The sequence below is a fragment of the Microterricola gilva genome, from assembly GCF_004217495.1.
GTDB classification, from domain to species: Bacteria; Actinomycetota; Actinomycetes; order Actinomycetales; family Microbacteriaceae; genus Microterricola; species Microterricola gilva.
Genome location: NZ_SHLC01000001.1, coordinates 3208139 through 3234326 on the forward strand (window position 1 = coordinate 3208139; position 26188 = coordinate 3234326).

Below are 26188 nucleotides of genomic sequence, written 5' to 3' on the forward strand. Positions count from 1 at the left end.
TGGTGTGCCTTTCGTTAAGCGCTGTGAGTTGACCTCGCAGCCGCCTCGATCACACCCGTGGTGCATCGCAACGCCCGAAAGGCCGTTCTCTCGATGTGCTGCGATCGCGACGCGGTCGGATGACCTCGACAATCATGCAAGCGATTACATGTATACCCGTTCATTCTTGCAATCACAACTCGCCGTGATCAGAACGTTACGCATGGATGCTGGCCAGTTTTCAATGCAAGCGGTGGCAGTGACGCGCCGCCGTTGTGTAACCGCTTTCATTTCGCGGCGAATCGTCGTATGGTTTCCGTCATGACTACAGAGTGGTGGCGCACTGCCGCGATTTACCAGATTTACCCACGCTCCTTCGCAGACGCGAACGGCGACGGCATGGGCGACCTCGCCGGCATCACCTCGCGGATGCCGGCCCTGGCCGAACTGGGCATCGACGCCATCTGGCTCTCCCCGTTCCAGACCTCCCCCCAGCGCGACGCCGGCTACGACGTCGCCGACTACTGCGACGTCGACCCGCTGTTCGGCAGCCTGGCCGACTTCGACGAGATGCTCGCCGAGGCACACGCCCGCGGCATCCGCGTGATCGTCGACCTCGTGCCGAACCACTCCTCCGATCAGCACCCCTGGTTCGTCGAGGCGCTCGCGGCGGCCGAGGGCAGCGCAGAGCGTGCCCGTTACCTGTTCCGCGACGGCAGCGGCGAGAACGGCGACCTGCCACCGAACAACTGGGAGTCGGTCTTCGGCGGCCGCGCCTGGACGCGGGTGACCAACCCGGACGGCAGCGCAGGCCAGTGGTACCTGCACCTCTTCGACAGCTCCCAGCCCGACTTCGACTGGAGCAACGAGGAGGTGCGCGAGGAGTTCCGCCGCATCCTGCGCTTCTGGCTCGACCGCGGCGTCGACGGATTTCGGGTCGATGTCGCCCACGGCCTGGTCAAGGCCGACGGACTGCCCGACTACACGCCGCCGGCCGAGGGCGGCAGCATGGGCGGCGCCGCCGGCCTGGAGGGCCTCAACGAGGGCGCGCTCGACGAGCTGCCGAGCGCACCGTACTGGGCGCAGGACGGCGTTCACGAGATCTACCGCGACTGGCGCAAGCTGCTCGAGGAGTACCCGGGCGAGCGGATCCTGGCCGCCGAGGCCTGGGTCGACCCGCTGCCGCGCACCGCGCTGTGGGTGCGCCCAGACGAGATGCACCAGGCGTTCAACTTCGCCTACCTCGAGACACCGTGGAAGGCCGATGCCCTCCGCCGCGTGATCGACGACTCCCTGGCCACCTTCGCCTCGGTCGGCGCCCCGAGCACGTGGGTGCTCTCGAACCACGATGTGGTGCGCCACGCCTCCCGCCTCGCGCTCACGGCCGAGAACCCGCAGGGGCACGGTATCGGGCCGAAGTCCAAAGGCCTGCCGATCGCGGAGCTCGGCCTGCGCCGTGCCCGCGCGGCCACCGCGCTGATGCTCGCCCTGCCGGGCAGCGCATACATCTACCAGGGCGAGGAGCTCGGCCTGCCTGAGGTCATCGACCTGCCGGACGACGCCCGCCAGGACCCGACCTGGTTCCGCACCGACGGTGAGCGCTACGGCCGCGACGGATGCCGCGTCCCGCTGCCCTGGGAGGGCACCTCGCCGTCCTACGGCTTCGGTCCGGGCACGGCCTCGTGGCTGCCGCAGCCGGCCGAGTGGGCGGAGCTCGCCCGCGACAAGCAGTCCGGCGTTGAGGGGTCGACGCTCGAGCTGTACAAGCTCGCACTGCGCCTGCGCCGCGAGCTCGGTCTGGCATCCGGCACCCTGGAATGGCTCGGAGCCGACGAGCTCGGCACCGCATCCGCTGACCTCGTCGCGTTCCGCAATGGTGGCGTCACCGTGATCGGCAACACAGGCTCGGCCCCCGTGCAGCTGCCGACCGCCCTCGGTTCGACGGTGCTGCTCGCGAGCGGCCCGCTCGACGGCGCCGACGCGCTCACACTCCCGGCCGACACGACCGTCTGGCTGTCCGCCTAGCGAGGACCCGATTCACTCGCCAAGAAGTGCTCAGGATTCGCGGATCCTGAGCACTTTTTGGCGTGCGGATACCGCGGCATCCGGTATGCGGAAGCGAGAAGAGACAGCCGGCGTGGCTAGTTGGTGTTGGCGTACAGCCAGTCGAGCGGGTCGACCTTGGTGCCGTTGATGCCGCCCAGGCGGATCTCGAAGTGCAGGTGCGGGCCCGTGCTCATGCCGGTGTTGCCCGTGTTGCCGATGACGTCGCCGACCTTGACGACGTCGCCGACGCTGTACCGCATCGTGCCGTGCTGCATGTGTGCGTAGACGCTGGTGATGGTCTCGCCGTTGATCTGGTGCTCGATCATCATGTGCACACCGAGGCTGCCCTCGCCGTCCTCGGCGAGCGTCACGACGCCGTCGGCGATCGACTGGATCTCGGCGCCGAGACCGGGGTTGAAGTCCTGGCCGCCGTGGTTGCTTGAACAGCCCGCGCAGTCGCGGTAGCCGAAGCGGTCGCCGACGTGGACGCCGACGAGGAACGGCCACTGCACGCTGCCGGCCGGGTTGTTGACGAAGGTGGCTTCCATGCGGATGCCGCTGGCGGCCGCCGCCTCAGCGATCGTGGAGGTCTCGTAGCCGTCCGTCTGCACGGTGATCGAGTCCCCGCTGGCGACGATGGACTGGCCGGGCTCGTTGCTGCTCGAACTCTGCGCGAGGAGGGTCGCGGCCTTGACGTCGTCGGCCGTCAGCAGCGCCTCGGCAGGAACGGAGGTAGCAACGGCCATGAGAGCGACGAAGCCCATCGCGACGACGACGGAGGTCTTCGCGACGATACGGCGCCCGAGCGGACGCAGCGCGCTCGCCTTGTTCGACGCAGGAGCTGCTGGAGCCTGAGCCTGAGCCTGAGCGGACGGTGCAGAAGCGGACGGCGCAGAGGGAGTCGCGTCGGAGTCGGCGGGTGCGGCAGTGCTGCGGCGGCGCGGTCCGGGGACGGGCGCGGTACGCGGCGACACGTCCGCGACCATGGGGCCGAGGCCCCAGCTCGCACGGGGCGTGCCCGCTTCGCCGCCGAAGTCGGCGGAAACCGTGGGAGTCGGCGCGATGTCGAAGTCGACGGAGGCGGCGCGGCGCGAACGGCGCAGGGCCGGGGCATCCGAGGAGCCGAACTCGGTGGCAACGGCGGGCGGCTGCTCAGCCGTCGGGATGCTGATGGAGGCCTGGGAGGCCGTGGCGAACGACTGCGCGGTGGCCAGCGGAGCGGCCTCCGGCGTCGGCAGCACCAGCGACTCGAGCAGCGCCGAGTACGAGGCCGCCGTGCGGGGAGCCGGCTCCGGCTGCTGCGAGATCTGGGTCGCGATCGGGATGACGGCGGTGCGAGTCGGCACCTCAGGAACGATCGGCAGAACGGCGGTCGCGGTCAGGCCACTCGGCTCTGCCGGCTGCTGCTCGGCCGGCGGGGTCGCGAGCGGCGTCTGTGCGGCGAGCTCGATCGCGCGTTCCCGCTCACGGATCTCGCGCCGCGTCAGCGGGCGATCTGCATCGGCGGCACCCGGCTGAACCGGTACACCAGTGCCGGACGCAGGGGCGTCTGGGGCAGTGGTGTCAGCAAGCAAAGTGGGGGACTTTCAGCGAGGTGTTCAAGACAAATATGAGGTGATCACCCTGGCCTCGCCAAAGTAACGAATTCATAAAGGCTAGCGCGCACAGTATGAAAAATCCATGTGAATGGATGCGTTTCCCCCCTAATGGGGGTAATCACTATGGGGGGCACGTTTACCCGGCGTTCACCGAGGTGCGCTAGCGACTGTGTGCCGATTCACGGGCTCATCACGGCTGAAACTGGGGCGACTCACCGGCGACTCCCCGGTGAATCACGGCGGATTCCGGGCTGCGCCTGGCCCGATAGAGGCCGGGCCCGATAAAGAAAGTGCGGAGCGAGCGGGTGGTCGGCGGGCAGCGCCGGGTGGCTGAAGTCACCGGCCACGTCGCGCACCATGCCGATGCGCTCCATCACGCGCTGCGAGCGCACGTTCGAGCGAGCGGTGAACGAGACGATCTCGCCAAGGCCGATGGTGCCGAATCCGTACTCCAGCACCGCGGATGCCGCCTCGCTCGCGAAGCCGTTTCCCCAGGCGTCCGCGGCCAAGCGCCAGCCGATCTCGACGGCCGGCCCCGGTTCGGATCCGGGCGGCGAGGTGAAGTGGGCGGTGAAGGCGGGCACCGCGAGCCCGACGAAGCCGATGAACTGCCCGGAGTCCAGCCGCTCCACCGCCCAGAGCCCGAAGGCACCGCGGTCGAGCGCGTTCCGCTCGAAGCCGGCCTCGATCCGATCGATCAGCGCATCCGATGCCGCGGCGTCCAGCACCGCGGGAAAGTGCTCCATCACGGCCGGGTCGGCGTTCATTCGGGCGAAGGGCGCCCGGTCGGCATCCGTCCAGCGCCGCAGCAGCAGGCGCTCCGTGACGATCCGCGGCCCGGGTGCTGGCTGTGTACTCACGCCCCGATGCCGGCATCCACGAGAGCCGCGTGCAGCTCGGCGAAGAGTCCGGGTTCGGCAGCGATCACCAGCTGCGATGTCGCGGGGGCGCCGTGCAGGCCGGCCACCCGGGCTCCGGCCTCCCGCGCGATCAGCGCGCCCGCCGCGTGATCCCACGGGTTGATGTGGCGCTCGTAATAGGCGTCGAGGCGTCCGGATGCCACGGCGCAGAGGTCCAGCGCGGCACTGCCTCCGCGGCGGATGTCGCGCACGCGCGGCAGCACCGCGCCGAGCACCGCACCCTGGGCGGCGCGGCGCTCCGCGATGTAGGAGAAGCCGGTTCCGACCAGGGCGTGTGCGAGCGTTGGGTTGGGGTTCACCCGCAGTCGCTCCGGCGCCCCCGACTCGCGGTCAAGGCGCTCGAGCCAGGCTCCGCCGCCCGCGCTGGCCGTGTAGAGCTCCCGGACGGATGGCGCATAGACGGCACCGGCGAGCGCCCGCCATGACGCGGTCGGCTCGGCGTCGGGTGCCGCGTCGGGGTCGAGCTCGCCCACCGCGATGCTCACTGCCCACGCGGGAGTGCCGTAGAGGTAGTTGACGGTGCCGTCGATGGGGTCGACGACCCAGACGAGTCCAGAGCTGCCGGCGGCGGCATCCGATTCCTCGCCATAGAAGCCGTCGTGGGGGCGTTCGGCGGCGATCAGCGCCCGGATCAGCGCCTCGGTCTCGCGGTCGGCGGCCGTGACGACGTCGACGTCGCTCGACTTGCTTGCGGCAACCGAGACCCCCTCGCTGCGGAGATCCGCGGCGAGCGCGCCCGCCTCGAGTGCGATCCGGCGGACAGTCTCCAGCAATTCAACACTCATACGCCAACGCTACCCGCCACCCCGCCAGCGAGGTGGCGCAATCTGCCCCATGAGGGCGCCCGACGGGGCAGATTGCGCCACCTCACCGCCCACGCTGGGCGGCGGCGGGGCGGGCTCAGGCGGCGAGGCCCGCTGCGGCAGTCGCGAGCTCTGCACGCAGCGGCGTGGTCGGGCGGCCGATCAGGCGGGCGAGTTCGCCGCTCGTCTCGGCAAGCAGCCCGTCACGGATGTTGCCGTCGAGTGCGACGACGAAGCCGGCGGTACCGGCGTCGAGGCCGGCCTGCTCCAGTGCGGCCTGGTGCTCCTCCGGGCTGAGGTTGCGGTAGCTGACCGGGCGCTCGAGCACCTCGGCGGCGGCCTCGGCGAACTCGGCGTGGGTCCACGCGACGTCACCGCTCAGCTCGTAGACCGCTCCGCTGTGGCTCGCGTCGACGAGCACGACCGCTGCGGCAGTCGCATAGTCGGCACGGCTGGCGCTGGCCACGCGGCCTCCGCCGACGCTGGCCACGACCTCGCCGCTTGCGGCGGCCTGGCTCAGGGCTCCGAGGTAGTTCTCGGTGTACCAGCCGTTCCGCAGGATCGTGGACGGGATGCCGGAGGCGGCGATGAGCTCCTCGGTGGCCTTGTGCTCCGGCGCGAGAATGAGCGCGGAGCTGGCAGCGGCCGGTGCGCTCGTGTAGACGAGACGGCCGACGCCGGCGGCCTTGGCTGCTGCGATGACGGAGGCGTGCTGGGCGACGCGCTGGCCGACCTCGCTCCCGGAGATGAGCAGCACGGCATCCGCGCCGGCGAATGCCGCCTCGAGTGCGGCGCCGTCGTTGTAATCGGCGACGACGGTGCGGATGCCGCGCTCCCGCAGCTCCGCGAGACGCTGCTCGTTGCGGCCGGTGCCGACGATCTCGGCTGCCGGCGTTCCGGCCTGCAGCAGTGCATCGACGACGAGGGAGCCGAGCTGGCCCGTTGCTCCGGTGATCACGATGGTCATGGTGTTCCTTTCGAGTGCGCCCAGCTGGCCGCGGATGTCACGACCGTTCTGGCCGCCGCCGGATACAACCTCGCTACCCCTGAGATACTTCCCAGAAGGAGGTACCCACCTTTTGGTAAGGTACGTACATGACGGTGAGAAATGAGCAGATGCAGGGGATCCCGGGGACGACCGCTGGGATTTTTCCGGCGGCCTGTCCGAGCCGCACCGTGCTCGACCACGTCACCAGCAAGTGGGGCGTGCTCGTGCTGTTGGCACTCTCGCGGGAACCGCACCGCTGGGGCGAACTCCGCCGCGGCATCGAGGGCATCAGCGAGAAGATGCTGGCGCAGACGCTGCGCACGCTCGAGAGCGATGGCTTTGTGCTGCGCGAGGTGCAGGCAGTGATTCCCCCGCGCGTGGACTACAGCCTCACGCCGCGTGGCCGCGAACTGACGGCACATCTGCTGCCGCTGATGATCTGGATCGACAACAACGCCGACGAGATCCTGGCTCCCAGAGTCGGCTGAGCCGGAGCCGCCCGGGCCCGGTATCGGACTCGCGGGATGCGGACGAATGGCGGGATTCGCCGGTGGCGGTCCCCCGAGCACCACCGGCGCCATGCGACTGTCCCCCGACGGCGCATGTCCCTTCGTACGATCGTACTATAACTGGACGGAGTCCTCCGGCGACTCGACGAGGAAGCGTCGCGGCTCGAACACGCCCAGCAGTATGAACTCGCGTTCGAGCATCTCCTCGATGCGCTCCGGCAGGTCCTCCCGCTGGGTGAGCCGCTGCGACACCTCCTGCACGCCGTAGAAATTGGCGACGAGGTGCCACGCCTCGGTCGCGAGGTTCTCCCGTGACGGGATCTCGCCGTCATCCGCCGCGTCAATCAGGCACTGGGCGATCACGGCCACCCAACTGACGTACGGCGTGGGAAAGGTGGCGGGGATGACGTCGTGCTCACGGAGGAGTCGTGTCGCGGCACGCACGCGCACGTCCTCGCGGAAGGCACGAGCCACCGTGCGGATGGAGGTGACGATCGCGGCCAGGCCGCGCAGCGGATCAGCCGAACCGATGATGTTCGCGAACGACGCCTGGGCGTATGCGCCCTGCACGATCTCGAGGGCGAGGTCGACTTTCGCCTTGAAGTGGTACTGCACGAGCCCCTTGCCGACGCCCGCCCGCTCGGCGATGCCGCCGATCGAGGTTCCGGCGTAGCCCCGCTCCGCGAACTCTTCGGCCGCGATGCTCAGGATGCGCTCGCGCGTCTCGGTCGAGCGAGCGGTCGAGGTTGAGGCCGAGCGCGCGGTCGAAGCGATCATGTCGGCTGGACTCCTTCACTCGCGCTGGCTGTGCTCAAGTTTCGCAGACCCGACAACGCGGAACCTGAGCGGCGCGATGAGATCGCGACCGCGCCAATGCCGAGCAGCCGGCGGCACCCCCCATCGATCTGCCGTCGTCGGCAGCTACCGGGGCCGACACCCCTCGACGAACGCCCGGATCGTCGGCACCGGGTCGAAATCGTCGACGAGCGCAGCCTGGATTTGGAGCCCGTCAAGGAGTGCCGTGCTCGTGGCGGCAATCTCGTTCGGGTCGCGGTCTCGGTCAATGATGCCCAGATCCTGCTCGAGGCGGATGCGCTCGACGGCCTGAGCGAGTGCACGGGCGTAGCGCTCACGGAAGTATTCGTGCGCCGGGTGCTCTGGATTGCCGGCTTCCGCCGACAGCACGCGGTAGAGCGAGGTGAGTCCAGGGTGCTCGACACTGTGGCGCGCGATGCTCTCGAGGACGCCACCGTGGCTGTCGGCCGCATCACGCTCGACGGAGGCCGCGACGGATGCATCCCGAAGCCGGAGCACCTCGATGAGGAGCTCGAACTTGTCGGGAAAGTGGTGCCGCAACCCGGCCTGCGCAAGACCCGCCCGCGCGGCGATCTCCCGCATGGAGCCACTCGTGTACCCCCGCTCCGCGAACAGCTCGGCCGCGACACGGATGATGCGCTCGCGCGTGCGCTCGCCCTTCGGATAGCGGCCGACGACGGCCGCTGCAGGGTTGGGATCCGTCATACAGCACAGGATAGCAATCGACTGTTTGACAAACCATTCACGTGAATGGTTTTATGAGCACCCGGCGCCCGCCGACAAACTCAACCCGAAGGATGCGCAATGACGCGTGACGAAGCCACGACCGGATCCGAGCCCACTGCCACGGAGCTGTTATTCATCGAGAACCCCGACCCGCGCGATCTGCCGAGAGTCGCAGGCAGGAGCGTCCTCGCCTACCTGGCCGCGTATCTCGGAGCATTCCTGCTCTTCGTCGTGCCACTGGCGACCGCGCTCGCATTGAAGGTTGCCGAGCTGACCCCAGACGCTCGGGAGACGACGCTCGGCATCATCATGGGAGTCGGGGCTCTCATCGCGATGTTCGCCAATCCGGTGTTCGGTGCACTCAGCGACCGGACGACCTCACGTTTCGGGATGCGCCGCCCGTGGATCCTCGGCGGCGCAATCGTCGCGGTGGCCGCCGCCGCGGTGTTGGGCTTCGCCGGCGAGATCGTGCTCGTCGGCGCAGCGTGGACCGTGGTGCAGCTGTCGATCAACGCGGTCTTGGCTGGGCTTGCAGCGTTCATTCCCGATCGGGTTCCGGAGCAGCAACGCGGCAAGGTCGCAGCCTGGACCGGAATCTCGACGCAGATCGCGCCCCTCGTCGCACTCCTCATCGGCAACATCGCGTTCGGCATCGGCGGCGGCATCGGCTGGATGATCCTCACACCGGCACTGGTCGGCCTCGTCCTCATCGCCGTGTTCGTCTACACGGTGAAGGACCGCATTCTCGAACCGGGAACAATTCCTCGGCTCCGACTCCGGCAGCTGTTCTCCATCTTCGTCTTCAACCCCCGGAGCAACCCCGACTTCGGGTGGGCATGGCTGGGCCGCTTCCTCATCACTCTGTCGTTCGCTGCAGCAAACACCTACATGGTGTACTTCATGAACGCCCGGCTCGGCGTTCCGCTCGCCCAGGTCGCGGTGCTGCAACTCACCTTCCTTGTCGGGACCACCATTCTCATCGCGGCCAGCGCGACCATCTCTGGCGCAATATCGGACCGGCTCCGCCGTCGGAAGGGATTCGTCCTCGCCGCATCCGGGCTGATCGCACTGCACCACGTGATCGTCGCCTTCACCTTTGACTGGCCGCTCTACATCGTCGCGCTCGCGATCAGCGCGATCGCGATGGGCGTCTACTTCTCCGTTGACCTGGCGCTGGTGACCGAGGTCCTCCCTGACACACAGAACGCCGCAGCGCAGGACATGGGAATCTTCAACATCGCCAACGCACTCCCGCAATCGTTGGCGCCGGCGCTTGCGCCGCTCGCGCTCGCGATCGGCGGATCCGGTTCGAACTACACCGCGCTGTACCTCATCGCCGCAGCCGTCGCCATTGCCGGCGCGCTGACGGTCCTCCCCATCAAGGCCGTTCGATGACCCAATCACCTCTACACGACAGGAGCACCACCATGGCACGACTTCACGACGGCTTCCTCTGGGGAGCGTCAACCTCTGGGCATCAGGTCGAAGGTGGCAATGTGTCCAGCGACTGGTGGCGCCATGAGGGCTCCGGCATGTTCCCGGAGCTCAGCGGTGATGCCGTCGATCACTACCATCGGTACCCCGAGGACATGCGGTTGCTCGCCGACGCCGGGCTGACGGCATACCGGTTCGGCATCGAGTGGGCGCGAATCGAGCCAGAGCGCGGACAGATCTCGAACGCCCAGCTGCAGCACTACCGTCGCATGATCGACACCGCCATCCACAGCGGGCTCACCCCGGTCGTCACTCTGCACCACTTCACCTCGCCGTACTGGTTCACCGAGGCGGGTGGCTGGAACGCCGATGATGCCCTCGACCGCTGGGCCTCGTACGTTGAGGCCGTCATACCGATCCTGGACGGTGTCGAGTGGGTCTGCACGATCAACGAGCCGAACATCCTCGCCCTGATGAGCACCTTCCTCTCCACTCCAGTCGCTGAGGCGGGCCCGACGATGGCACAGCAGGGGCCCGTCATCCCCTCCGTCGACGTCGGGCAGCGGCTGGGCGAGGCCCACCGGGTCGCTCGCGACATCCTCCGGCGAGGAACGTCGGCGAAAGTCGGCTGGACCGTGGCGCAGCAAGCGTTCACCGCGACAGCGGGCAATGACGAGGTGTTCGAGAGGACCGTCTGGGCGTGGGAAGACCTCTACCTTGAGGTCTCGCGCGACGACGACTTCGTGGGGGTACAGGCCTACACGAGCCAGGCCGTCGACGCGAACGGCCCGGTTCCGCACCCCGCGAGCCCGGACAACACACTCACGGGCTGGGCATACCGACCGGATGCCCTCGGAATGGCACTCCGGCATGCCCACGGCGTCACCGGCAAGCCGCTGCTCGTGACCGAGAACGGCATCGCCACAGCCGACGACGCTCGCCGCATCGACTACACCCGTGAAGCCCTGCGCCACCTCATCACCGCCGTTGAAGACGGCATCGACGTGCGCGGATACCTGCACTGGTCCGCGCTCGACAACTACGAGTGGGGCCACTGGGGGCCGACCTTCGGACTCATCGCCGTCGACCGGCAGACATTCGAACGTCACCCCAAGCCCAGCCTCGCCTGGCTCGGCCAGCTCGCCAGGAGCGGTGCGGCGGAGATCCCGGATGGGAGCCATGACTTCTCACCCGCGGCGGACGCCATCCTGGCCGACTCGAGCGGCGCTGAGCTCAATCGCAACAGCCGCCTCGGCGACATCCTCGACGACCCGCACGGTCGCGCGGTTCTCGAAGCGGAGGTTCCGGGCATTGCTGACCACCCGCAGCTTGCACTCGCGCGAGGGATGTCACTCGTCGCGATCGCGGGGTTCGCCGGCGGCACCCTCTCCGAGACGGCGCTGGATCAGATCGAGCTGCGTCTCCGCGCCGGAGCGTGAGCTGACGAGCGGCACCACGAAACGAAAGCCCCCGGCGATGTCGCCGGGGGCTTTCGTGTGCAGCGGTGGCGAGCGACGGATTCGAATCCGTAGCGGGGAAACGCCCCACAAGGCCATGCGCCGGAGTATTTTGAAGCCACGACGAGAGGAGCGGGATCACGCCAACGCGCGGCCCCACCACACATATGGAAAGCACGATGAAAGTCATAGCGTTCCTGCTCGCAGTCACGGCAGGAATCGTCGCGATAATCGGCGGGGTTCCGTTCGCTGGGCTGCTTGCCTTCCTTGCCGCCGTCGCCGTCATCCTCCCGGTGAAGAGGAATACATGACGCCTGGGCAGGTGGAGCGACTCCGTCTGCCTTGATCGACAAAACCCCGGAATCGCAGTGATTCCGGGGCTGTTGGTGGCGAGTGAGGGATTCGAACCCCCGAATGCTGAGCAGTCTGATTTACAGTCAGATCCCTTTGGCCGCTTGGGTAACTCGCCAGCGCGCACCCGACCATATGTTGCCACCTGACCGAAGACGCTCCACAAGCATACTTACCATCGGCCGTCTCGTGAAATTGAGCCACCCTCCCCCGCGCTGTCGGGCGTTTCGGATGCCGCGGCGCACGCGTGGAGCCGCTGGCTGAACGCTCCGCCTCGCTAGACTTCTGGCGTATCCAGCATGCTCAGCGGAAGGCGGCGATGCGATGGCCGGCATCGAAGAAGTGGCGAAGCTCGCGGGCGTCTCCACCGCGACGGTCTCGCGCGCCCTCAGCGGCAACGGCTCGGTCTCCCAGGCCACGAAACTCAAGGTGGATGCCGCAGCCGAGCAGCTCGGCTACGTCGTCTCCTCGAATGCGTCGAGCCTGGCATCCGGGCGCACCAAGAACATCGGCGTCGTCGTGCCGTTCCTCAACCGCTGGTTCTTCTCCACCGTGCTCGAGGGCGCCCAGCAGGCCCTGCTGCGCGACGGCTACGACATCACCCTGTACAACCTCGCCGGCGACGGCGCCGAGCGGCACAGCGTGTTCGAACACTTCCTGCTGCGCCAGCGCGTCGACGCCGTGATCGCAATCTCACTCGAGCTCACCGCCGACGAGGTCTCCCGGCTGCACCGGCTGAAGAAGCCGCTCGTCGGCGTCGGCGGCCCGATCCCCGGCGTGCGCACGCTCGCCGTCGACGACACGGCCGTCGCGAGGCTCGCCACCGGACACCTGATCGCGCTCGGCCACCGCCGCATCGGCCACATCGGCGGCGTGCTCGAACTCGACGTCGACTTCCACCTGCCGAGCAATCGCCGGGTCGGCTACGAGAGTGCGTTGCGGGATGCCGGCCTCGACGTCGATCCTGCCCTGTTCCGCCCGGCCGACTTCACGATCCAGGGCGGCTACCAGGCGGCCAAGCAGCTGCTCGGCAGCCCGTACGGACGCCCGAGCGCGATCTACGCCGCCAGCGACGAGATGGCGATCGGCGCGATCCTCGCCGCCAAAGACCTGGGCCTCAGCGTGCCGCGCGACGTCTCCATCATCGGCATCGACGACCACGACCTGGCCGAGTTCTTCGGGCTCAGCACCGTCGCCCAGTTCCCCCGCGCGCAGGGCGAGAAGGCCGTGCAGATGCTGATGGAGGAGCTGCACCCTGAGCGGCACGATCCCGTGCAGAGCTCGATCGCGCTGCCGTTCGAACTGGTTGTGCGCTCCAGCACGGCGACGCCGAGCGCCGAGTAGCCCGCGGCATCCGCCCGCCCGGCCCACGATTCGGCGGCAAAGGCTAACATCGAGGCATGGCTGATTCCACTTTTGACATCGTCTCCAAGGTCGACCCGATGGAGGGCGAGAACGCCCTGCACCAGGCCCAGAAGGAAGTTGCTCAGCGCTACGACTTCAAGAACGTCGGCGCCTCCATCGAGCAGAGCGGCGACAAGGTCCTGATCAAGGCGAACAGCGAAGAGCGCGCCAAGGCGATCCTCGAGGTCTACGAGGCCAAGCTGATCAAGCGCGGCATCTCGCTGCGCAGCCTGGATGCCGGCGAGCCGTTCGCCTCCGGCAAGGAGTACCGCATCGAGACCTCGCTCAAGGCGGGCATCGACTCGGAGAACGCGAAGAAGATCAACAAGATCATCCGCGACGAGGCGCCGAAGAGCGTCAAGAGCCAGATCCAGGGCGATGAACTGCGCGTCTCCTCGAAGAGCCGCGACGACCTGCAGGAGACCATGGCACTGCTGAAGGGCAAGGACCTCGACGTCGCCCTGCAGTTCGTCAACTTCCGCTGATGACCTCGGCGCCGGCCGCCGGCGTTCCGGGGATCGACATCCCGGACCGCCGCGGCCGAACCGGCCTCGACCAGGCCGGCCGCGATCTCAGCGGCAACCCCCGGGTGCGAGTGCGCGATGTGCGCCTGCTCACCTCGAACTGGTTCGTCACCCGTGCCACGACGATCGACTTCCAGCACAGCGACGGCCATTGGTCGGTCGAGGAGCGGGAGACCTACGACCGCGGTGACGGCGCCTGCATCCTGCTCTACAACGTGGCCAGGCGCAGCGTGATCCTGAGCAGGCAGTTCCGTTACCCTGCCTACGTCAACGGGCACCCGGACGGCAATCTGATCGAGGCGGCCGCCGGCCTGCTCGATGACGACGACCCGGAGTCGGCCATCCGGCGCGAGGCCGAGGAGGAGACCGGGCACGCGGTTGGCCCGGTGGAGCGCGTCTTCGAGGTGTTCATGAGCCCCGGATCCGTCACCGAGCGGGTGCACTTCTTCGCGGCGCCGTACGACGAGAGCACCCGCGCGGGCGCCGGCGGCGGTCTGGCCGGCGAGGGCGAGGACATCGCCGTGCTCGAGCTCGACTTCGACGAGGCCATGGCGATGGTCGGAACCGACATCGTCGACGCGAAGACGATCATGCTGCTGCAGTGGGCCGCGCTGTCCGGGCCGTTCGCCACCGTCTGAGCCCGCTAGCCCGCTGGTTGAGTAGGCCGTCTACGGCCGTATCGAAACCATCGATCCGCGAAAGGCCGGCGTCCGCGAGGTCTCGATACGCTCGCTCCTCGCTACTCGACCGGCGTGCTCTCGCTCGGTGGAGCTAGTGCGCGAAGTAGCCGCGCAGCCAGCGGGTGATCGCGGCGTACGCGGCCTCGCGCACCGGTTTGGCCGAGAGCATCACGTCGTGGATGGCTCCGTCCAATCGCTCAACCGTCACGCCGGGCGCGAGCTTCAGCGAGCGCACGGCGATGTCGTCGACGACGAGCACGATGTCGCTCGTCATCATCGCCGGTGACCAGACCAGCGAGATCGTCGAGCGCGCCGACATCAGGGAGAGCACGGGAGCGCCGACGTCGATGCCGGCCGCGACGGTGCCATGCCCGAACAGCACGGCCTTCAGCCAAGCGGGGTGAGTCGGGAAGCCGCGCTCCGGGCGCCAGGCCATGTTGTACTCCCATTCCCCGTCGAACTCCTTCGACACCGTGCGGGTGTAGAAGCCCAGGTCAACGTTCGGCAGCTGCGCCAGCGGTGCGACCTTCGCGCCGAGCACGACGGCCGGGGCGATGACTTCGCGGCCGATTCCCCGCGCCTGGAATTCCAGCCATGGACTGTTCAGCACGAGACCCTGTGCGCGGCCGGGATGCCGGCCCGCCCAGAGGCTGAGTGTCAGCCCGCCGGTGGAGTGCCCCATCAAGATCAGCGGACGCCGCTTGCCGGCGTTGACGGTGGGCCCTGGCTTCGGCGCCCCGTGGCCCATGGCTGTGAGCGCGGCCTCGATGTCCTCGTCGTAGATGCTCAGATCGTCGACGAAACCGGGGGTCTGATAGTCACGCAGGCTGCGGCCGTATTTGCGGAGGTCCAGGGCGTGGAACCGCGCCCCCATACTGCGCCAGTACTCGGCGAGGTGGGTCTGGAAGAAGTAGTCCGACCATCCGTGCACGTAGAGCACATCGGCGCCATCAGCCGGCAGCGCGCGCAGATCCAACGGGCGGAGAGCGGTGTATCGAACCAGCGTTGCGACGACCTCGCCCTCGACGTCTGGCTTGAGCGGCAGCGTCAGCTGCTCGAAGTGCCCGCCCAGAACATCCGGCTTCCAGCGCTCTCCCCCACGGTTTTCGCTCACAGCCTCACCCTAGCCCGTTGCTGTGCGAACCCCGTGTGCGGGGCTGCTCAGGAGAAGGCGTCGACGATGCTGAGCACGGCGGGTGTCAACAGCACGATGAAGAGCACGGGCAGAATGCAGAACATCAGTGGGAAGATCACCTTCACCGGTACTTTCATCGCCTGTTCCTCGGCCCGCTGACGGCGGCGCATGCGCATCTCTCCCGCCTGTACCCGGAGCACTTCGCCGATGGCGATGCCGTAGAGGTCGGCCTGAATCACCGAACGCGTGAAGCGGCGCAGATCGACGGAGGAGGTGCGCGCCGCGAGTGCATGATAGGCGTCCACGCGGGAACGCCCGATGCTCATGTCCTGCAGCGTGCGGATCAGCTCCTCGGCGAGCGGGCCGCGACCGGAGTTGCCGGCCTTCAGCATGGCGGACTCGAAGCCAAGCCCGGCCTCGACCGAGATGGTCATCTGGTCGAGCGTGTCCGGCAGCGCGTTCTGGATGGCCTGCTGGCGTTCTATCGCCCGGCTGTAAATGAGGAGGTCTGGCACAAAGAAGCTCAGCACGACGACGAAGAGTCCGACACCGATCCGGAAGGGGTTGGGGTCGAGCCCAACCCACCAGACGGCGCTCAGCAGGCTCGCCAGAAGCAGGAGCGGCTTGGCGATGAGGATCTTGTCCACCGTCCAGGCAGCCGGGCGGCCGGCGAGCAGGATCTGGCGTTCCAGCATGCCGATGTACCCACGAGGCGCGAAGTCCTGCAGGCCCTTACGACGGGTGGCGCTTGCAAGACCCGGCGCGGCGGCGGTGACCGAGGGGCCATCCGGGATGACGGCCGAGCGCCGGTCGCGCCCACCGACCAGGATCCCGATCAGGGCGCCGAACCCCCCGGCAACGGCCAGGGCTGCGAATACTGCGATGAGAGGAGGCATGGTCGAATCCTTAGAACTTCACCTTGACGACGGCCATCATCCACAGCGCCCCGAGGACGAGCAGGATTCCGGCCACCACGAGCGCGATTACGCCGATGATGCTGGAGAACAGCCCGGCGAAATAACCCGGCTGGATGAGGAGCAGAAAGGCGAAGACCGCGATCGGCAGCAAGATGAGCACGATCGCCGAGATCTTGCCCTCGGCAGAGAGAGCCTTCACCTGACGCCGGATTTGATTGCGTTCCCGGATGGTGTGCGCCACCTGATCGAGCACCTCGGCCAGGTTGCCGCCCACCTCCCGGTTGATCGCGATCGCCTGCGCGACCCACTGGAAGTCATCGCTCCGCATGCGCTCGGCAGTACCCGCAAGGGCATCGCCCAGGTCGCGACCGATTCGGGTTTCGTTCACGACCCGGGCGAATTCTTCTGCGATCGGCGAATCCGTCTCCTGCGAGACGCCGTCGATCGCGCGCAACAAGCTGTGGCCGGCCCGGAGACTTCCGGCCAACAGCGTGAGTGCGTCATCGAGCTGTTCGGCAAAGGCCGTGCGGCGACGGCCGGCGCGCACCCCGAGCAGCAGCTTGGCCCCGAGCAGTGGGAGCACCGCGAAGGTCAAAAGGAGCGGGATAAGCCACGGTGTGCCGCTGCCAAGCAGCACACCGAGCGCGGCGAACACAACCGACGTGCAGATGACCATCAGCACGAAGGACGGTGGCGACATCCGGATGCCTGCTCGTTCGAGTTCGGCAGCACCGAAGAGCGGGTTGGTCCGCTTGCTGATGACCCCGTCGATCGCCTCGACCGTGCGGTCGGTGACCCGCGAGAGCGTCGACACCTGCACAGCGCCGGGCGCCCGCCGCCGTTCCAGTGCCACCCGTGGCGCGGGTGGCGCGATCACGAGAAACACGAGGACCAACAGGGCGATGAGCCCGAGGGCGATCCCGCCGTAGAGCACCAAGGCGTTCATCGCACGGCCCCCATGGGAGTAGGGGCGTGGAACACGCTCGGTGACAGCTCGATTCCTTGGTCGCGGAAGCGGTCCGCGAAGCGCGGTCGCACACCGGTCGCCTCGGCATGCCCGAGGTAGCGACCACCGGCGTCGACGCCGGCGGCGTAGTCGAAGACGAAGGCGTCCTGCAGGGTGACGATGTCGCCCTCCATGCCTTGCACCTCTGTGACGTGCGTCACACGGCGAGAGCCGTCCTTCAGGCGCGTCACCTGCACAATCACGTCGATCGCCGATGTGATCTGCTCCCGGATGGCACGGAGCGGGAGATCCATCCCGGCCATCAGCACCAGTGTCTCGAGGCGGGCGATGGCGTCGCGCGGAGAGTTCGAGTGCACCGTCGAGAGCGAGCCCTCATGGCCGGTGTTCATGGCCTGAAGCATGTCGAGGCTCTCACCGCCGCGGCACTCGCCGATCACGATACGGTCTGGCCGCATGCGGAGCGAGTTGCGGACAAGGTCGCGGATGGTGATCTCGCCCTTGCCCTCGATGTTCGGCGGCCGCGATTCCAGTCGCACCACGTGCTCCTGTTGCAGCTGGAGCTCGACGGCATCCTCGATCGTCACGATGCGCTCGTCGCTGGGGATGTAGGCGGACAACACATTCAGCATGGTGGTCTTGCCGGTGCCCGTGCCGCCAGAGACGATGATGTTCAGCCGCGCCCGCACACAGGCCTCAAGCAAGTCGGCGATGTTCTGATTCAGCGTTCCAAAGCCCACGAGATCTTTCACGGTGAACGGCTCTCGTGCGAACTTGCGGATCGTCAGCGCCGAGCCGTTCACGGCAAGCGGCGGGATGATCGCGTTGACACGGGATCCATCGACGAGGCGGGCGTCCACGAGCGGCGAGGACTCGTCAATGCGGCGCCCAACCTTCGAGACGATGCGTTCGATCACACGCCGCAGATGCGCCTCGCTGGTGAAGCGCACATCGCAGAGCTCAAGTCGGCCGTCGCGTTCGACAAAGATCTGCTCGTGACTGTTGACCATGATCTCGGTGATGTCCGGGTCATCGAGCATCGCCTCGATCGGCCCATAGCCGAGGACATCCGCGCCAATCTCCTTGATCAGACGCTTCCGTTCCTCGGCGCTCAGTGGAACCTGTTCCTCGCTGACGATGGTCGAGAGCTCGGCGCGCGCATACGCGTGCAGCTTCTCTTCGGTCAGGGTGGAGTCGTTCATGCGGGTGCCGATGCGCTCGAACAGCTCCTGGGCCGCGCGCTCTTTGAGCTCTGCCAGCGGGTCCACGTGCACGGGCGCCGGCAGGTGCCTGACCCGCGCCGTCACCGGTGGCGGTGCGTCAGCGATCGCACCGATCACGGCTGTGGCGCTGGCCGTCTCTTGCGTCGTCTCCGCCTCTGCGGCCTTCGCGGGGGTGACCCCGCGCAGCGCATCAATGCGTTCGGTGAGTTTCATGCGACTACCACCCTCCGGTGAGCACGGCCGCGCTTCTTCGCGGCCGCGCTGTCGAATCGGACAACGATCTGGTTCAGGGCCTTCGCCGCGGGATCCCGCGAGCCCTCCCCCAACAGGGGAACACCCCGATTGGTCGAGAGGGCGACCGCGTTGGAGCGAGGGATGGCGACATCCACCGGCACTCCGATGGTCGCCTCGACGTCCTTGGCGGTCAGCCCGCTCACCCTGTCGGCGAAGTTCAACACGACGTGCCGCTGGCCGGGCAGGATGTCGAGGGCGGCGAGCGTCGCGAGTTCTTGCCTCAGCCCTCGCACGCTCGGCACCGACATACTGCACAGCACGATCGCATCGCTTGCGTTATCGAGCACAGAGAGGGCGTGCTCCCCCAGCCCCGGCGCGGTGTCAACGATCACAAAGCGGAAGATGCCGGCGAGCTGGCGCACGAGGTGGCCGACCTGCTCGCCACTGACGCGGTCGCCCGCCGCAGGATCGTCCGAACCACAGACGACATAGAAGCCGGCCGGATGCACGGTGAGGAACGTCTTCAGCACCATCGTGTCGCGCGGGGCCAGACCGGCCACCATATCAGGCAGGGTGTGGTCGGGCGAGAGCGCGAGAGCAGTGGCGACATCGCCGAACTGCACATCCGCGTCGACGACCACGACAGAGAGCGGGGCCACCCGGGCCAGCCCGACCGCAAGATTGGTGGCAACTGTTGTCTTGCCGAGACCGCCCTTGGGTGAGACGACAGCGATGACACGGCCGTCCTCGCCGTGCTCCGACGAGACTGTCGTGATCTCGGCGAGCCGCTGCACGTCACCGATTGGGGCGGCTTCCTGCACATCATCGAGTTCATCGATCTCATCGAGTTCAGCGAGGCCCGATTCCTCGGTCACCACAGCGAGGCGCGGTTCGGCGTCGGCCTGGGTCGGAATCGCTCCGTAGGCCGGGGCCTCTCCGTCCACGTCTCCGGCCTCGATCAGCCACGCGCGCATCTCGCCGAGCAGCTCCAGAACTGTCTCATCGTCGGCCGTGGGGCTGAGTACCGAGTGGAACGGCAGCTCAGACACCCATTCCTCAATCTCGGCATGATTCTCATGCACCAGCACGAGGCCGAGATCCGGGAAGCGCCTGAGCAGAGCGGTCACGAGTTCGCTCGCGTCCTCGTAGCTGAGGAACGGTCCGAGGAGCGCGACTTCAGCGTCGTCACCCGCGAGCTGATCCAGGGCGATCTGTGCTCCGAAGCTCAGGTAGGCACCCATGACCGTGGCGATGTCCTCGCCGAGCAACGCTTGCATTCGTGCGTCGTACTCGCGGCTGCGGCCGACCACGATCACCCTGCTCATTGGAACACGACATTTCCGTCGACGACTCGCGAACCGCTCTCGTCAGCACTCTCCGGCTCCAGGGTCAGCCACACGCTGCCGAACTCCTGGCCCCAGACGATCTCTTCGATGTCGGGCGTCCGGCCCGCCAGCGTGACCATGACCGCACTGACTGGCTCTGCCGCGGCGTTCTCGTCACTCGTGTCACTGAGCACCGTCGTTCCCTGCTGCACGGCGAGCACGAGCATCTTGTGGAACACCTGCTTCGTCATGAGGATCTCCTCGCTCGAGTCATGGATCTTCGCGGTGGCGGCGACGACGACACCGACGGTGTCACCCGCCGTGACCGTGCCGCCGACGGCCCGCTCCACAGGGAGGGTGATCGTGACGGCCTGCATGCCATCGGGCAGATCGGTGCTGCCCGACGCGGCTAGCGCGGCCGGGTCCACCCATCGTGCGGCGATCAACTGCTCTCCGGGCTGCAGGGCGGCGTCACTGACCTGGCCATCGAGCTGCGATAGTTTCTTGACGCCACCGGGCACGACGGCGAGCGCCGGCATGTTCTTGACCGTGACGAACTCGCCGACTTCTTCGGCGGGGGTGCCGACCGGGATCTCGCTGGTGACCACGTACACCGGGACCAGGGCGGCCCCGTCGGCGGCTCGAGCATCGGCGCTGTTCACGTAGAAGATCAGCACGACCGCTCCGGCCGCAGCCAGCACGATGGCGAGAATTGCTCCAATGATTCGGGTTTTCATGGTGTCTCCTCTGTGTGGCGCAGTGACTAGTTGATGAGTCTGACGATCTTGCTGTTGGTGTCGATGCCGCCGAGTTCGAACGCGCTGTCAACGGACACCCAGTGGTCGAAGTAGCCCTGCAGGCACCGCCCGCTGCTGCCTTTGCTTCCGCACGCCGGGGCACTGTCGTCGAGGTCACCCTTGCTATTGCTGAAGTACCAACCCGTGATGTGGAAGGCGGCGAAGGCGTAGATGCGGTACGTGCCTTTCGTTCCGCCGCCGACGGAGGCGTCGAAGATCGGGATCAGCACTGTCGTGTCCTTGATTTTCTTGAGCAGGGTGTCGCACTGATGGTCCACACTGTTGCCGGTGTCGTTGCCAAGCCAGAGCTCACCGGCGGCGTTGAGGTCGACGTATGTCTGACACTTGGCGTCGTGGTCTACCCAGCCGAAGCCGCCGGGGATCTCGGCGGTATCCCTCTTGCACTTCTTGCCCTTGTCGACCTGGACTGTCATGAGTGTGCCCGGAACGAGCGGCAGGGACGCCTGGAACTCACAGAACGAGAGGGCGAGAGGGAGCACGGCGCCGGCACCTGGGGCACCCCACTCTGCGGTGGCCTCGGCGCGTACGGTGGTCGAGGAGACGCCGATGAGGGCCGCGAAGGGGTGCTTCATCGCCCCGTCACCGCTACCGGCGACGCGTGTGCTGTCGCCGACGATGACGGTGTGGGAGTTCGGAAACACTGGGGCGAGAACATTGGCCGCACCGTCGTTGGCGTTCGTGTTGGCGTAGCTGGCGGCGAGTGCCGCCGAATCGCCGCAGCCGTTCTCGTCGGCGCAGTCCTGGGCGATCGCGATGGCCGCGGCATCCGCACCGTTCTGCAGCTGGGCGCGCTCGGCATACAGCGCCCCGACGTCGACGGCGATCGCCACACAGCCTATGAGCGGCACGAGCAGAATCGCCATGATAACGGCGCTCGCGCCTCGTTCGGGGTTCTGGCGGCTGGCTCGCAGCCGCGACGTCATCCACCACATCGCATGACTCCAACACTTGTGAGTTCGAAGGTGTCCTCGAAGAATCCGGTGAGCAGCTCGAGCGGATAGCGGATGGTCACGTTGACCGTTCCACCACTGGCGCAGCTCGAAGGGCTGATCGTGATCTGGCTGGCGGCTATCGCCGGCTGGATCGAGGGTGCGGCTCCTATGGCGGCCGCTCTCGCGTCGGTGACGCTGTTGTGGATTGCCATGGACCTGGCGCCTTCCCTGGCCGCGTTGCTGAGGGAGATCTGCACGTTATAGGCCCGTCCGAACTCGACGATGCCAAGTACGAGGACAAGCAGAATCGGCAGGATGAGCGCAAACTCAATGGCCGCAGCACCACGCTCGTCGCGGCGGATGCGCAATCTCTTCATGGTTCGGGTCCCTTCGAAGAGCGGGTGTTTGAAGTGAGTGCTGAGAGAGTGCGGCGGCGGCATCCGAGGGCACGGAGGCCGCCGCCAGGGAGGGGCGAGCTACGGGGCGACGATCTCGTCGGCGACACCGTCGAACATGCCGTTGAGCGCGAGGCCCAGCGCCGTGACGCCGCCGATGATGACGACCGCGATGAGGGAGACAAGGAGCCCGTACTCAACGGCGGTCGCGCCGTCGTCCGTGCTGCGCATGCTGTTGATTCGGGCCTGGATGTCGGTGATGAACTTCATTGTGCTTTTCCGTTCTGTGTGTGGCCGGCCTCTGTCGGCCAAGCGGGTGTCGGCAAAGCTAGGCCGGTGTGAGATATCCTCACCACTCCCCACTTCGGGTGCCACTCGCCCGGGGGGTTGAACCCGATTAAATTCCCAGATGGCAGCACGAAACCTCGCGAGTCGGGGTGGTCGCGAGTCGAGTGTGTGCGGTGCGCTGCAGCCGGCGAGATTCGGGCTCGAAAGCGAGCTCCCGGAGGGCGCAACCGAGGTGCGCGGCGACACTCGGGGCGGCGCGTCAGCGCCGAGGCGAGCGATGCTCCGCGGTTACCCGCGGGCGTCGTGCCACGCATGCCTGGTTAGGGCTGGGATGTAGGGTAGCGATTCTGTTCGGGTCAGAGTGTTGCTCGGGTGGGCGTGACCGCTGAGGGCCACAGGTCACGCTGCACAGAGTGCGTTGTGACACGGGCGCCGGGCTCATTGCCGGCGTGGAGGAGACCATACTCGCACCCAGAAAGGCCTCGCGACCCCCGAAAGTGGGGGCACGTCACGGCGCGTCGATCACGGCGCTGAGCAGAATCGCGAGATATGCACCCGCGAGCATCGATGGCCCGAACGGCAGCGAGCCTCGCAGAGAGACCCGGCGCATGAGCAATGCGAGGAGCGAGACCACACCACCGACGACGAAACCCGCCAGCGCGCCGCCCAGCCAGGCCGCCCAGCCAACGGAGCCGAGCACGAGCCCGACGAGCGCCGCGAGCTTCACATCCCCCATGCCGATGCCGCCCGGCGAGATCAAGGCGAGCAGAAAGTACAGGGCGAACAGGGCGGCCGCACCGAGCACGGCTCCGAGCAGCGAGGCCCAGTCCCCGGTAACCGCGGCGGTGATGGCCAGGAGCAGCGTCGTCGCGACGAGGGCGGGGAGCACGACGGCATCCGGAAGCCGTTTCTCGATCACGTCGACGGCCCCGAGCACGACCGCTGCAGCAGCGAAGACCAGGAACGCCGGAAGCGCGGGGCTGATGCCCACGAGCCACACCGTCAGGGCAAACAGCACGGCCGTCGCCAGGACCATGAGCCAGCGGGCGCGGCTCCCGATCTCACGCGGTGGCCGCAGCGTCCGGCCGGCGATGGGCCCCAGGGCCCAGCCGATCAGTGCCCCGAGCAGCGCGGCCACGATGATGAACGTCGACGCTGCCTCGGGGCCCGGTGTCACCTCAGGCTCGAGTCTGGGTGCCCGTCGAGATGTCGACCATCTCCTCGCGGGGAACGACCTTGATACGCTCGCGGCCCTGACCGGCGCCGAGCGCCTTCTCGTGCTCGTCGAGGTTGTGCCAGCCGTCGAGGTCGGTGTAGCGGATGCCGCGCTCATCGAGCATCTCGACGACGCTCTCCTCGCTGGGCTGCTCCGGGCTCCACCAGTTGCCGACGTCGTTGATCAGGTGCCGGACGGTCTCCATGGCGTCGGACTTCGTGTGCCCGATGAGGCCGACGGGGCCGCGCTTGATCCACCCGGTGGCGTAGACGCCGTACATCTGCTGGCTCGTGCCGGTCTCCGGATCCTTGACCAGCACCTGGCCCTCGCGGTTCGGGATGACGCCGCGCTTCTTGTCGAATGGAACGCCCGAGAGCGGCGAACCGAAGTATCCGACGGCGCGGTAGATCGCCTGGATCGGGATCTCGCGGATCTCGCCGGTGCCGACGACGCCGCCCTCGCCGTCCGGTGCGGTGCGCTCGAAGCGGAAGGCGCCGACTCGGCCGGTGGGCTCGCCGTTCTCGATCGCCTCGACGACCTCGACCGGCTTGGCAAAGAAGTGCAGGTGCAGGCGGCGGCTGGCCTGGCCGACCTCGCGCTGACGCCACTGGTTCAGCACCTTGTCGATCACGAAGACCTGCTTGTTGCCGGCGACGGCGGCGCGGGCGGCATCGTCGTAGTCGAAGTCCTCGTCGTAGACGATGATGTCGACGTCGCGCAGCTCGCCGAGCTCGCGCAGTTCCAGCGGCGTGAACTTGACCGAGGTCGGGCCGCGACGACCGAAGACGTGCACATCGGTGACGGGCGATTCCTTGAGTTCGGCGTAGACGTTGTCCGGGATCTCGGTGACGAGCAGGTCGTCTGCGTGCTTGGCGAGAATGCGCGAGACGTCGAGGGCGACGTTGCCGTTGCCGATGACGGCGACCTCGCGGGCCTCGAGCGGCCAGCTGCGCGGGTAGTCGGGGTGCCCGTCGAACCAGCTGACGAACTCCGCGGCGCCGTAGCTGCCGTCGAGCTCGATGCCCGGGATGGCCAGATCGGCGTCCCTGACGGCACCAGTGGCGAAGATCACGGCGTTGTAGTGCCGCTTCAGGTCGTCGAGCGTGATGTCGGTGCCGAACGTGACGTTGCCGAAGATGCGGATGTCACCGCGGTCGAGCACCTCGCGCAGGGCGTTGATGATGCCCTTGATGCGGGGGTGGTCCGGTGCGACACCGTAGCGGACGAGACCGTATGGGGCCGGCAGCGCGTCGAAGAGGTCGATGGACACATCGAAGGTCTTCTCGGCCTTCAACAGGATGTCGGCGGCGTAGATGCCGGCGGGGCCGGCTCCGACGATGGCCAAACGCAGCTTGGTCATGAATTCGTCCTCACGGGTCTAACTGGAGCGCTCGACGATGGTGTCGGCAAAGCGGGTCAGTGCTTTCTTGACGCTGCCGTCCGGCAGCGGGGCCAGTGCGGCCACGGCGTTGCGGGCCCAGAGATGGGCCTCGGCCAGGGTTGCGGTCGTCACGGCGTGCTCGCGCAGCTCGTCGACGAGGGCCGCGCTCCTGGCGATCGCCTCGGCACGCACTGTCGGGTCGGCGTCCAGTTCCGGCAGCGGGATGCCGAGCACGTGCTGCTGCAGGCGCTCGAGCAGGTCGGCCGCCCCGGCATCCGTCAACGCCATCTCGCGCAGACGGAGCAGTGGCAGCGTGACGACGCCGGCGTGCAGATCGGTTCCGGGAACCTTGCCGGTGGCCTCCGGCTGCTGCGAGAGGTCGATCACGTCGTCGATCAGCTGGAACGCGACGCCGATGCGCTCACCGAACTCAATGATCGGGCGCTCGAGCTCGCGCGGAGCGTTCGAGAAGATGACGCCGGCCTGCGCGGCGGCGGCGATGAGCGAGCCGGTCTTGTCCGCGAGCACGTTGATGTAGTGCTCGACCGGGTCGTCCTCGGGGTTCGGGCCGACCGTCTCGTGCAGCTGACCGAGGACGAGGCGCTCGAAGGTGTCGGCCTGAAGCCGGATCGCACCCTCGCCGAGCCCGGCCATCAGCTGGCTCGCGCGGGCGAAGAGGAGGTCGCCGGCGAGGATGGCAACGGAGTTGCCCCACACGGCCTGCGCGCTCGGTACGCCGCGGCGCATGTCGGCGTCGTCCATGACGTCATCGTGATAGAGCGAGGCGAGGTGGGTGATCTCGATGGCCTGAGCCGCCGTGATGACATCCTCGGTGACACCGTCGCCGAGGTGCGCGGTGAGCAGAGTGAGCATCGGCCGCACTCGCTTGCCACCGGCGTTCAGCAGGTAGCGCGTGGTGACGTCGGCAATCGCGTCGGCGAATCCGACCTCACGCAGCAGACCGACCTCGACGAGATCGAGTCCTGCATCGATTGATTTGGCGAGGCTGCGGTCGGCTGCGGTCGCAAAGATGCGATCGCTCAGACCGAGCTGCGATGCAAGGGCACTGCCGCGACGCACAACGGGGACACTCGGTTTCACTGTTCCAGCCTAACGATTGCGATG

At 67.5% G+C, this 26188-nt stretch carries 26 protein-coding genes and 1 tRNA gene; 8 read left to right on the forward strand and 19 right to left on the reverse strand.

Annotated elements, in window-relative coordinates; all coding sequences use genetic code 11:
* Window positions 1-300 precede the first annotated feature (300 nt).
* Window positions 301-2004: a glycoside hydrolase family 13 protein gene (locus tag EV379_RS14830; protein ID WP_242616398.1), complete on the forward strand. Its 1704-nt coding sequence runs from the start codon at window positions 301-303 to the stop codon at window positions 2002-2004.
* A 116-nt stretch (window positions 2005-2120) separates the two neighbouring features.
* On the opposite strand, the gene EV379_RS14835 is transcribed toward EV379_RS14830, so the two are convergent.
* The 4 genes from EV379_RS14835 to EV379_RS14850 all read right to left on the reverse strand — a co-directional run bounded on the left by EV379_RS14835 (window position 2121) and on the right by EV379_RS14850 (window position 6313).
* Window positions 2121-3599, reverse strand: a complete 1479-nt coding sequence (locus EV379_RS14835; protein WP_130506815.1) for a peptidoglycan DD-metalloendopeptidase family protein — start codon at window positions 3597-3599, stop codon at window positions 2121-2123.
* Between the two features lie 236 nt (window positions 3600-3835).
* Window positions 3836-4483: a GNAT family N-acetyltransferase gene (locus EV379_RS14840; RefSeq protein ID WP_130506816.1), complete on the reverse strand. Its 648-nt coding sequence runs from the start codon at window positions 4481-4483 to the stop codon at window positions 3836-3838.
* Complete coding sequence (locus EV379_RS14845) at window positions 4480-5328, reverse strand: inositol monophosphatase family protein (protein WP_130506817.1); 849 nt, start codon at window positions 5326-5328, stop codon at window positions 4480-4482. The genes EV379_RS14840 and EV379_RS14845 overlap by 4 nt, the downstream gene beginning before the upstream one ends.
* Window positions 5329-5443: 115 nt before the next feature.
* On the reverse strand, window positions 5444-6313 hold the full coding sequence (locus tag EV379_RS14850; RefSeq protein ID WP_130506818.1) for an NmrA family NAD(P)-binding protein: 870 nt from the start codon (window positions 6311-6313) through the stop codon (window positions 5444-5446).
* 128 nt (window positions 6314-6441) lie between these two features.
* Between EV379_RS14850 and EV379_RS14855 the strand changes: the two genes are divergently transcribed.
* Window positions 6442-6822: a winged helix-turn-helix transcriptional regulator gene (locus EV379_RS14855; protein WP_207226270.1), complete on the forward strand. Its 381-nt coding sequence runs from the start codon at window positions 6442-6444 to the stop codon at window positions 6820-6822.
* 135 nt (window positions 6823-6957) lie between these two features.
* On the opposite strand, the gene EV379_RS14860 is transcribed toward EV379_RS14855, so the two are convergent.
* Together EV379_RS14860 and EV379_RS14865 are read right to left on the reverse strand one after the other, a co-directional pair.
* Window positions 6958-7620: a TetR/AcrR family transcriptional regulator gene (locus EV379_RS14860; RefSeq protein WP_130506819.1), complete on the reverse strand. Its 663-nt coding sequence runs from the start codon at window positions 7618-7620 to the stop codon at window positions 6958-6960.
* A gap of 144 nt (window positions 7621-7764) precedes the next feature.
* Entirely contained in the window at window positions 7765-8364 is a 600-nt protein-coding gene (locus EV379_RS14865; RefSeq protein ID WP_130506820.1) for a TetR/AcrR family transcriptional regulator, read from the reverse strand.
* Window positions 8365-8463: 99 nt separating this feature from the next.
* Here EV379_RS14865 and EV379_RS14870 point away from each other — a divergent pair, with 99 nt between their 5' ends.
* The 3 genes from EV379_RS14870 (at window position 8464) to EV379_RS17550 (ending at window position 11587) form a co-directional block, all read left to right on the forward strand.
* Window positions 8464-9780, forward strand: a complete 1317-nt coding sequence (locus EV379_RS14870) for an MFS transporter (RefSeq protein ID WP_130506821.1) — start codon at window positions 8464-8466, stop codon at window positions 9778-9780.
* A gap of 32 nt (window positions 9781-9812) precedes the next feature.
* Window positions 9813-11258, forward strand: coding sequence for a glycoside hydrolase family 1 protein (locus tag EV379_RS14875; RefSeq protein WP_130506822.1), 1446 nt, complete (start codon window positions 9813-9815; stop codon window positions 11256-11258).
* Between the two features lie 197 nt (window positions 11259-11455).
* Window positions 11456-11587: a hypothetical protein gene (locus EV379_RS17550; protein WP_278044042.1), complete on the forward strand. Its 132-nt coding sequence runs from the start codon at window positions 11456-11458 to the stop codon at window positions 11585-11587.
* Between the two features lie 73 nt (window positions 11588-11660).
* On the opposite strand, the gene EV379_RS14880 is transcribed toward EV379_RS17550, so the two are convergent.
* Window positions 11661-11745: transfer RNA gene (locus EV379_RS14880), tRNA-Tyr, on the reverse strand.
* 206 nt (window positions 11746-11951) lie between these two features.
* Here EV379_RS14880 and EV379_RS14885 point away from each other — a divergent pair.
* From EV379_RS14885 to EV379_RS14895, 3 genes are read left to right on the forward strand one after another with little or no spacing between them, the layout of a single operon-like run.
* Window positions 11952-12971, forward strand: a complete 1020-nt coding sequence (locus EV379_RS14885; RefSeq protein ID WP_130506823.1) for a LacI family DNA-binding transcriptional regulator — start codon at window positions 11952-11954, stop codon at window positions 12969-12971.
* 56 nt (window positions 12972-13027) lie between these two features.
* The gene (locus tag EV379_RS14890) at window positions 13028-13516 is read left to right on the forward strand and encodes a YajQ family cyclic di-GMP-binding protein (RefSeq protein WP_130506824.1); all 489 of its coding nucleotides are present in this window, start codon (window positions 13028-13030) and stop codon (window positions 13514-13516) included.
* Window positions 13516-14193 carry an NUDIX domain-containing protein gene (locus tag EV379_RS14895; RefSeq protein ID WP_130506825.1) on the forward strand — a complete coding sequence of 226 codons (678 nt, stop codon included), beginning with the start codon at window positions 13516-13518 and terminating at the stop codon, window positions 14191-14193. The genes EV379_RS14890 and EV379_RS14895 overlap by 1 nt, the downstream gene beginning before the upstream one ends.
* Window positions 14194-14326: 133 nt before the next feature.
* On the opposite strand, the gene EV379_RS14900 is transcribed toward EV379_RS14895, so the two are convergent.
* From EV379_RS14900 to EV379_RS14955, 12 genes are all read right to left on the reverse strand, one after another.
* Window positions 14327-15349, reverse strand: coding sequence for an alpha/beta hydrolase (locus EV379_RS14900; protein WP_130506826.1), 1023 nt, complete (start codon window positions 15347-15349; stop codon window positions 14327-14329).
* A gap of 47 nt (window positions 15350-15396) precedes the next feature.
* Window positions 15397-16266: a type II secretion system F family protein gene (locus EV379_RS14905; protein ID WP_130506827.1), complete on the reverse strand. Its 870-nt coding sequence runs from the start codon at window positions 16264-16266 to the stop codon at window positions 15397-15399.
* Between the two features lie 10 nt (window positions 16267-16276).
* Entirely contained in the window at window positions 16277-17233 is a 957-nt protein-coding gene (locus EV379_RS14910; protein ID WP_130506828.1) for a type II secretion system F family protein, read from the reverse strand.
* On the reverse strand, window positions 17230-18687 hold the full coding sequence (locus tag EV379_RS14915; RefSeq protein WP_130506829.1) for a TadA family conjugal transfer-associated ATPase: 1458 nt from the start codon (window positions 18685-18687) through the stop codon (window positions 17230-17232). The genes EV379_RS14910 and EV379_RS14915 overlap by 4 nt, the downstream gene beginning before the upstream one ends.
* Window positions 18684-20033 (reverse strand): CpaE/TadZ family protein, encoded by a 1350-nt coding sequence (locus tag EV379_RS14920; RefSeq protein WP_130506830.1) that lies wholly within the window; start codon window positions 20031-20033, stop codon window positions 18684-18686. The genes EV379_RS14915 and EV379_RS14920 overlap by 4 nt, the downstream gene beginning before the upstream one ends.
* A complete protein-coding gene (gene cpaB, locus EV379_RS14925) occupies window positions 20030-20770 on the reverse strand; it encodes a Flp pilus assembly protein CpaB (RefSeq protein WP_130506831.1) in 741 nt (246 codons plus the stop codon). Before cpaB ends, EV379_RS14920 begins: the two co-directional genes overlap by 4 nt.
* Before the next feature lie 26 nt (window positions 20771-20796).
* A complete protein-coding gene (locus EV379_RS14930) occupies window positions 20797-21783 on the reverse strand; it encodes a TadE/TadG family type IV pilus assembly protein (protein WP_130506832.1) in 987 nt (328 codons plus the stop codon).
* Window positions 21771-22160, reverse strand: coding sequence for a TadE/TadG family type IV pilus assembly protein (locus EV379_RS14935; RefSeq protein ID WP_130506833.1), 390 nt, complete (start codon window positions 22158-22160; stop codon window positions 21771-21773). The genes EV379_RS14930 and EV379_RS14935 overlap by 13 nt, the downstream gene beginning before the upstream one ends.
* Window positions 22161-22259: 99 nt before the next feature.
* On the reverse strand, window positions 22260-22448 hold the full coding sequence (locus tag EV379_RS14940) for a Flp family type IVb pilin (protein WP_207226272.1): 189 nt from the start codon (window positions 22446-22448) through the stop codon (window positions 22260-22262).
* Between the two features lie 526 nt (window positions 22449-22974).
* The gene (locus EV379_RS14945) at window positions 22975-23643 is read right to left on the reverse strand and encodes a prepilin peptidase (protein ID WP_130506834.1); all 669 of its coding nucleotides are present in this window, start codon (window positions 23641-23643) and stop codon (window positions 22975-22977) included.
* 1 nt (window position 23644) lies between these two features.
* Window positions 23645-25042 carry an FAD-dependent oxidoreductase gene (locus EV379_RS14950; protein ID WP_130506835.1) on the reverse strand — a complete coding sequence of 466 codons (1398 nt, stop codon included), beginning with the start codon at window positions 25040-25042 and terminating at the stop codon, window positions 23645-23647.
* An 18-nt stretch (window positions 25043-25060) separates the two neighbouring features.
* Complete coding sequence (locus EV379_RS14955; protein ID WP_130506836.1) at window positions 25061-26164, reverse strand: polyprenyl synthetase family protein; 1104 nt, start codon at window positions 26162-26164, stop codon at window positions 25061-25063.
* Window positions 26165-26188: the final 24 nt, after the last annotated feature.

What these genes read in the sequence shown, in the direction of transcription:
- EV379_RS14830 (WP_242616398.1), top strand. Translation starts at nt 301, where the DNA reads ATGACTACAGAGTGGTGGCGCACTGCCGCGATTTACCAGATTTACCCA.
- EV379_RS14845 (WP_130506817.1), bottom strand. Translation starts at nt 5,328, where the DNA reads ATGAGTGTTGAATTGCTGGAGACTGTCCGCCGGATCGCACTCGAGGCG.
- EV379_RS14850 (WP_130506818.1), bottom strand. Translation starts at nt 6,313, where the DNA reads ATGACCATCGTGATCACCGGAGCAACGGGCCAGCTCGGCTCCCTCGTC.
- EV379_RS14855 (WP_207226270.1), top strand. Translation starts at nt 6,442, where the DNA reads ATGACGGTGAGAAATGAGCAGATGCAGGGGATCCCGGGGACGACCGCT.
- EV379_RS14860 (WP_130506819.1), bottom strand. Translation starts at nt 7,620, where the DNA reads ATGATCGCTTCGACCGCGCGCTCGGCCTCAACCTCGACCGCTCGCTCG.
- EV379_RS14865 (WP_130506820.1), bottom strand. Translation starts at nt 8,364, where the DNA reads ATGACGGATCCCAACCCTGCAGCGGCCGTCGTCGGCCGCTATCCGAAG.
- EV379_RS14870 (WP_130506821.1), top strand. Translation starts at nt 8,464, where the DNA reads ATGACGCGTGACGAAGCCACGACCGGATCCGAGCCCACTGCCACGGAG.
- EV379_RS14875 (WP_130506822.1), top strand. Translation starts at nt 9,813, where the DNA reads ATGGCACGACTTCACGACGGCTTCCTCTGGGGAGCGTCAACCTCTGGG.
- EV379_RS17550 (WP_278044042.1), top strand. Translation starts at nt 11,456, where the DNA reads ATGAAAGTCATAGCGTTCCTGCTCGCAGTCACGGCAGGAATCGTCGCG.
- EV379_RS14885 (WP_130506823.1), top strand. Translation starts at nt 11,952, where the DNA reads ATGGCCGGCATCGAAGAAGTGGCGAAGCTCGCGGGCGTCTCCACCGCG.
- EV379_RS14890 (WP_130506824.1), top strand. Translation starts at nt 13,028, where the DNA reads ATGGCTGATTCCACTTTTGACATCGTCTCCAAGGTCGACCCGATGGAG.
- EV379_RS14895 (WP_130506825.1), top strand. Translation starts at nt 13,516, where the DNA reads ATGACCTCGGCGCCGGCCGCCGGCGTTCCGGGGATCGACATCCCGGAC.
- EV379_RS14905 (WP_130506827.1), bottom strand. Translation starts at nt 16,266, where the DNA reads ATGCCTCCTCTCATCGCAGTATTCGCAGCCCTGGCCGTTGCCGGGGGG.
- EV379_RS14910 (WP_130506828.1), bottom strand. Translation starts at nt 17,233, where the DNA reads ATGAACGCCTTGGTGCTCTACGGCGGGATCGCCCTCGGGCTCATCGCC.
- EV379_RS14915 (WP_130506829.1), bottom strand. Translation starts at nt 18,687, where the DNA reads ATGAAACTCACCGAACGCATTGATGCGCTGCGCGGGGTCACCCCCGCG.
- EV379_RS14920 (WP_130506830.1), bottom strand. Translation starts at nt 20,033, where the DNA reads ATGAGCAGGGTGATCGTGGTCGGCCGCAGCCGCGAGTACGACGCACGA.
- cpaB (WP_130506831.1), bottom strand. Translation starts at nt 20,770, where the DNA reads ATGAAAACCCGAATCATTGGAGCAATTCTCGCCATCGTGCTGGCTGCG.
- EV379_RS14930 (WP_130506832.1), bottom strand. Translation starts at nt 21,783, where the DNA reads ATGTGGTGGATGACGTCGCGGCTGCGAGCCAGCCGCCAGAACCCCGAA.
- EV379_RS14935 (WP_130506833.1), bottom strand. Translation starts at nt 22,160, where the DNA reads ATGAAGAGATTGCGCATCCGCCGCGACGAGCGTGGTGCTGCGGCCATT.
- EV379_RS14940 (WP_207226272.1), bottom strand. Translation starts at nt 22,448, where the DNA reads ATGAAGTTCATCACCGACATCCAGGCCCGAATCAACAGCATGCGCAGC.
- EV379_RS14950 (WP_130506835.1), bottom strand. Translation starts at nt 25,042, where the DNA reads ATGACCAAGCTGCGTTTGGCCATCGTCGGAGCCGGCCCCGCCGGCATC.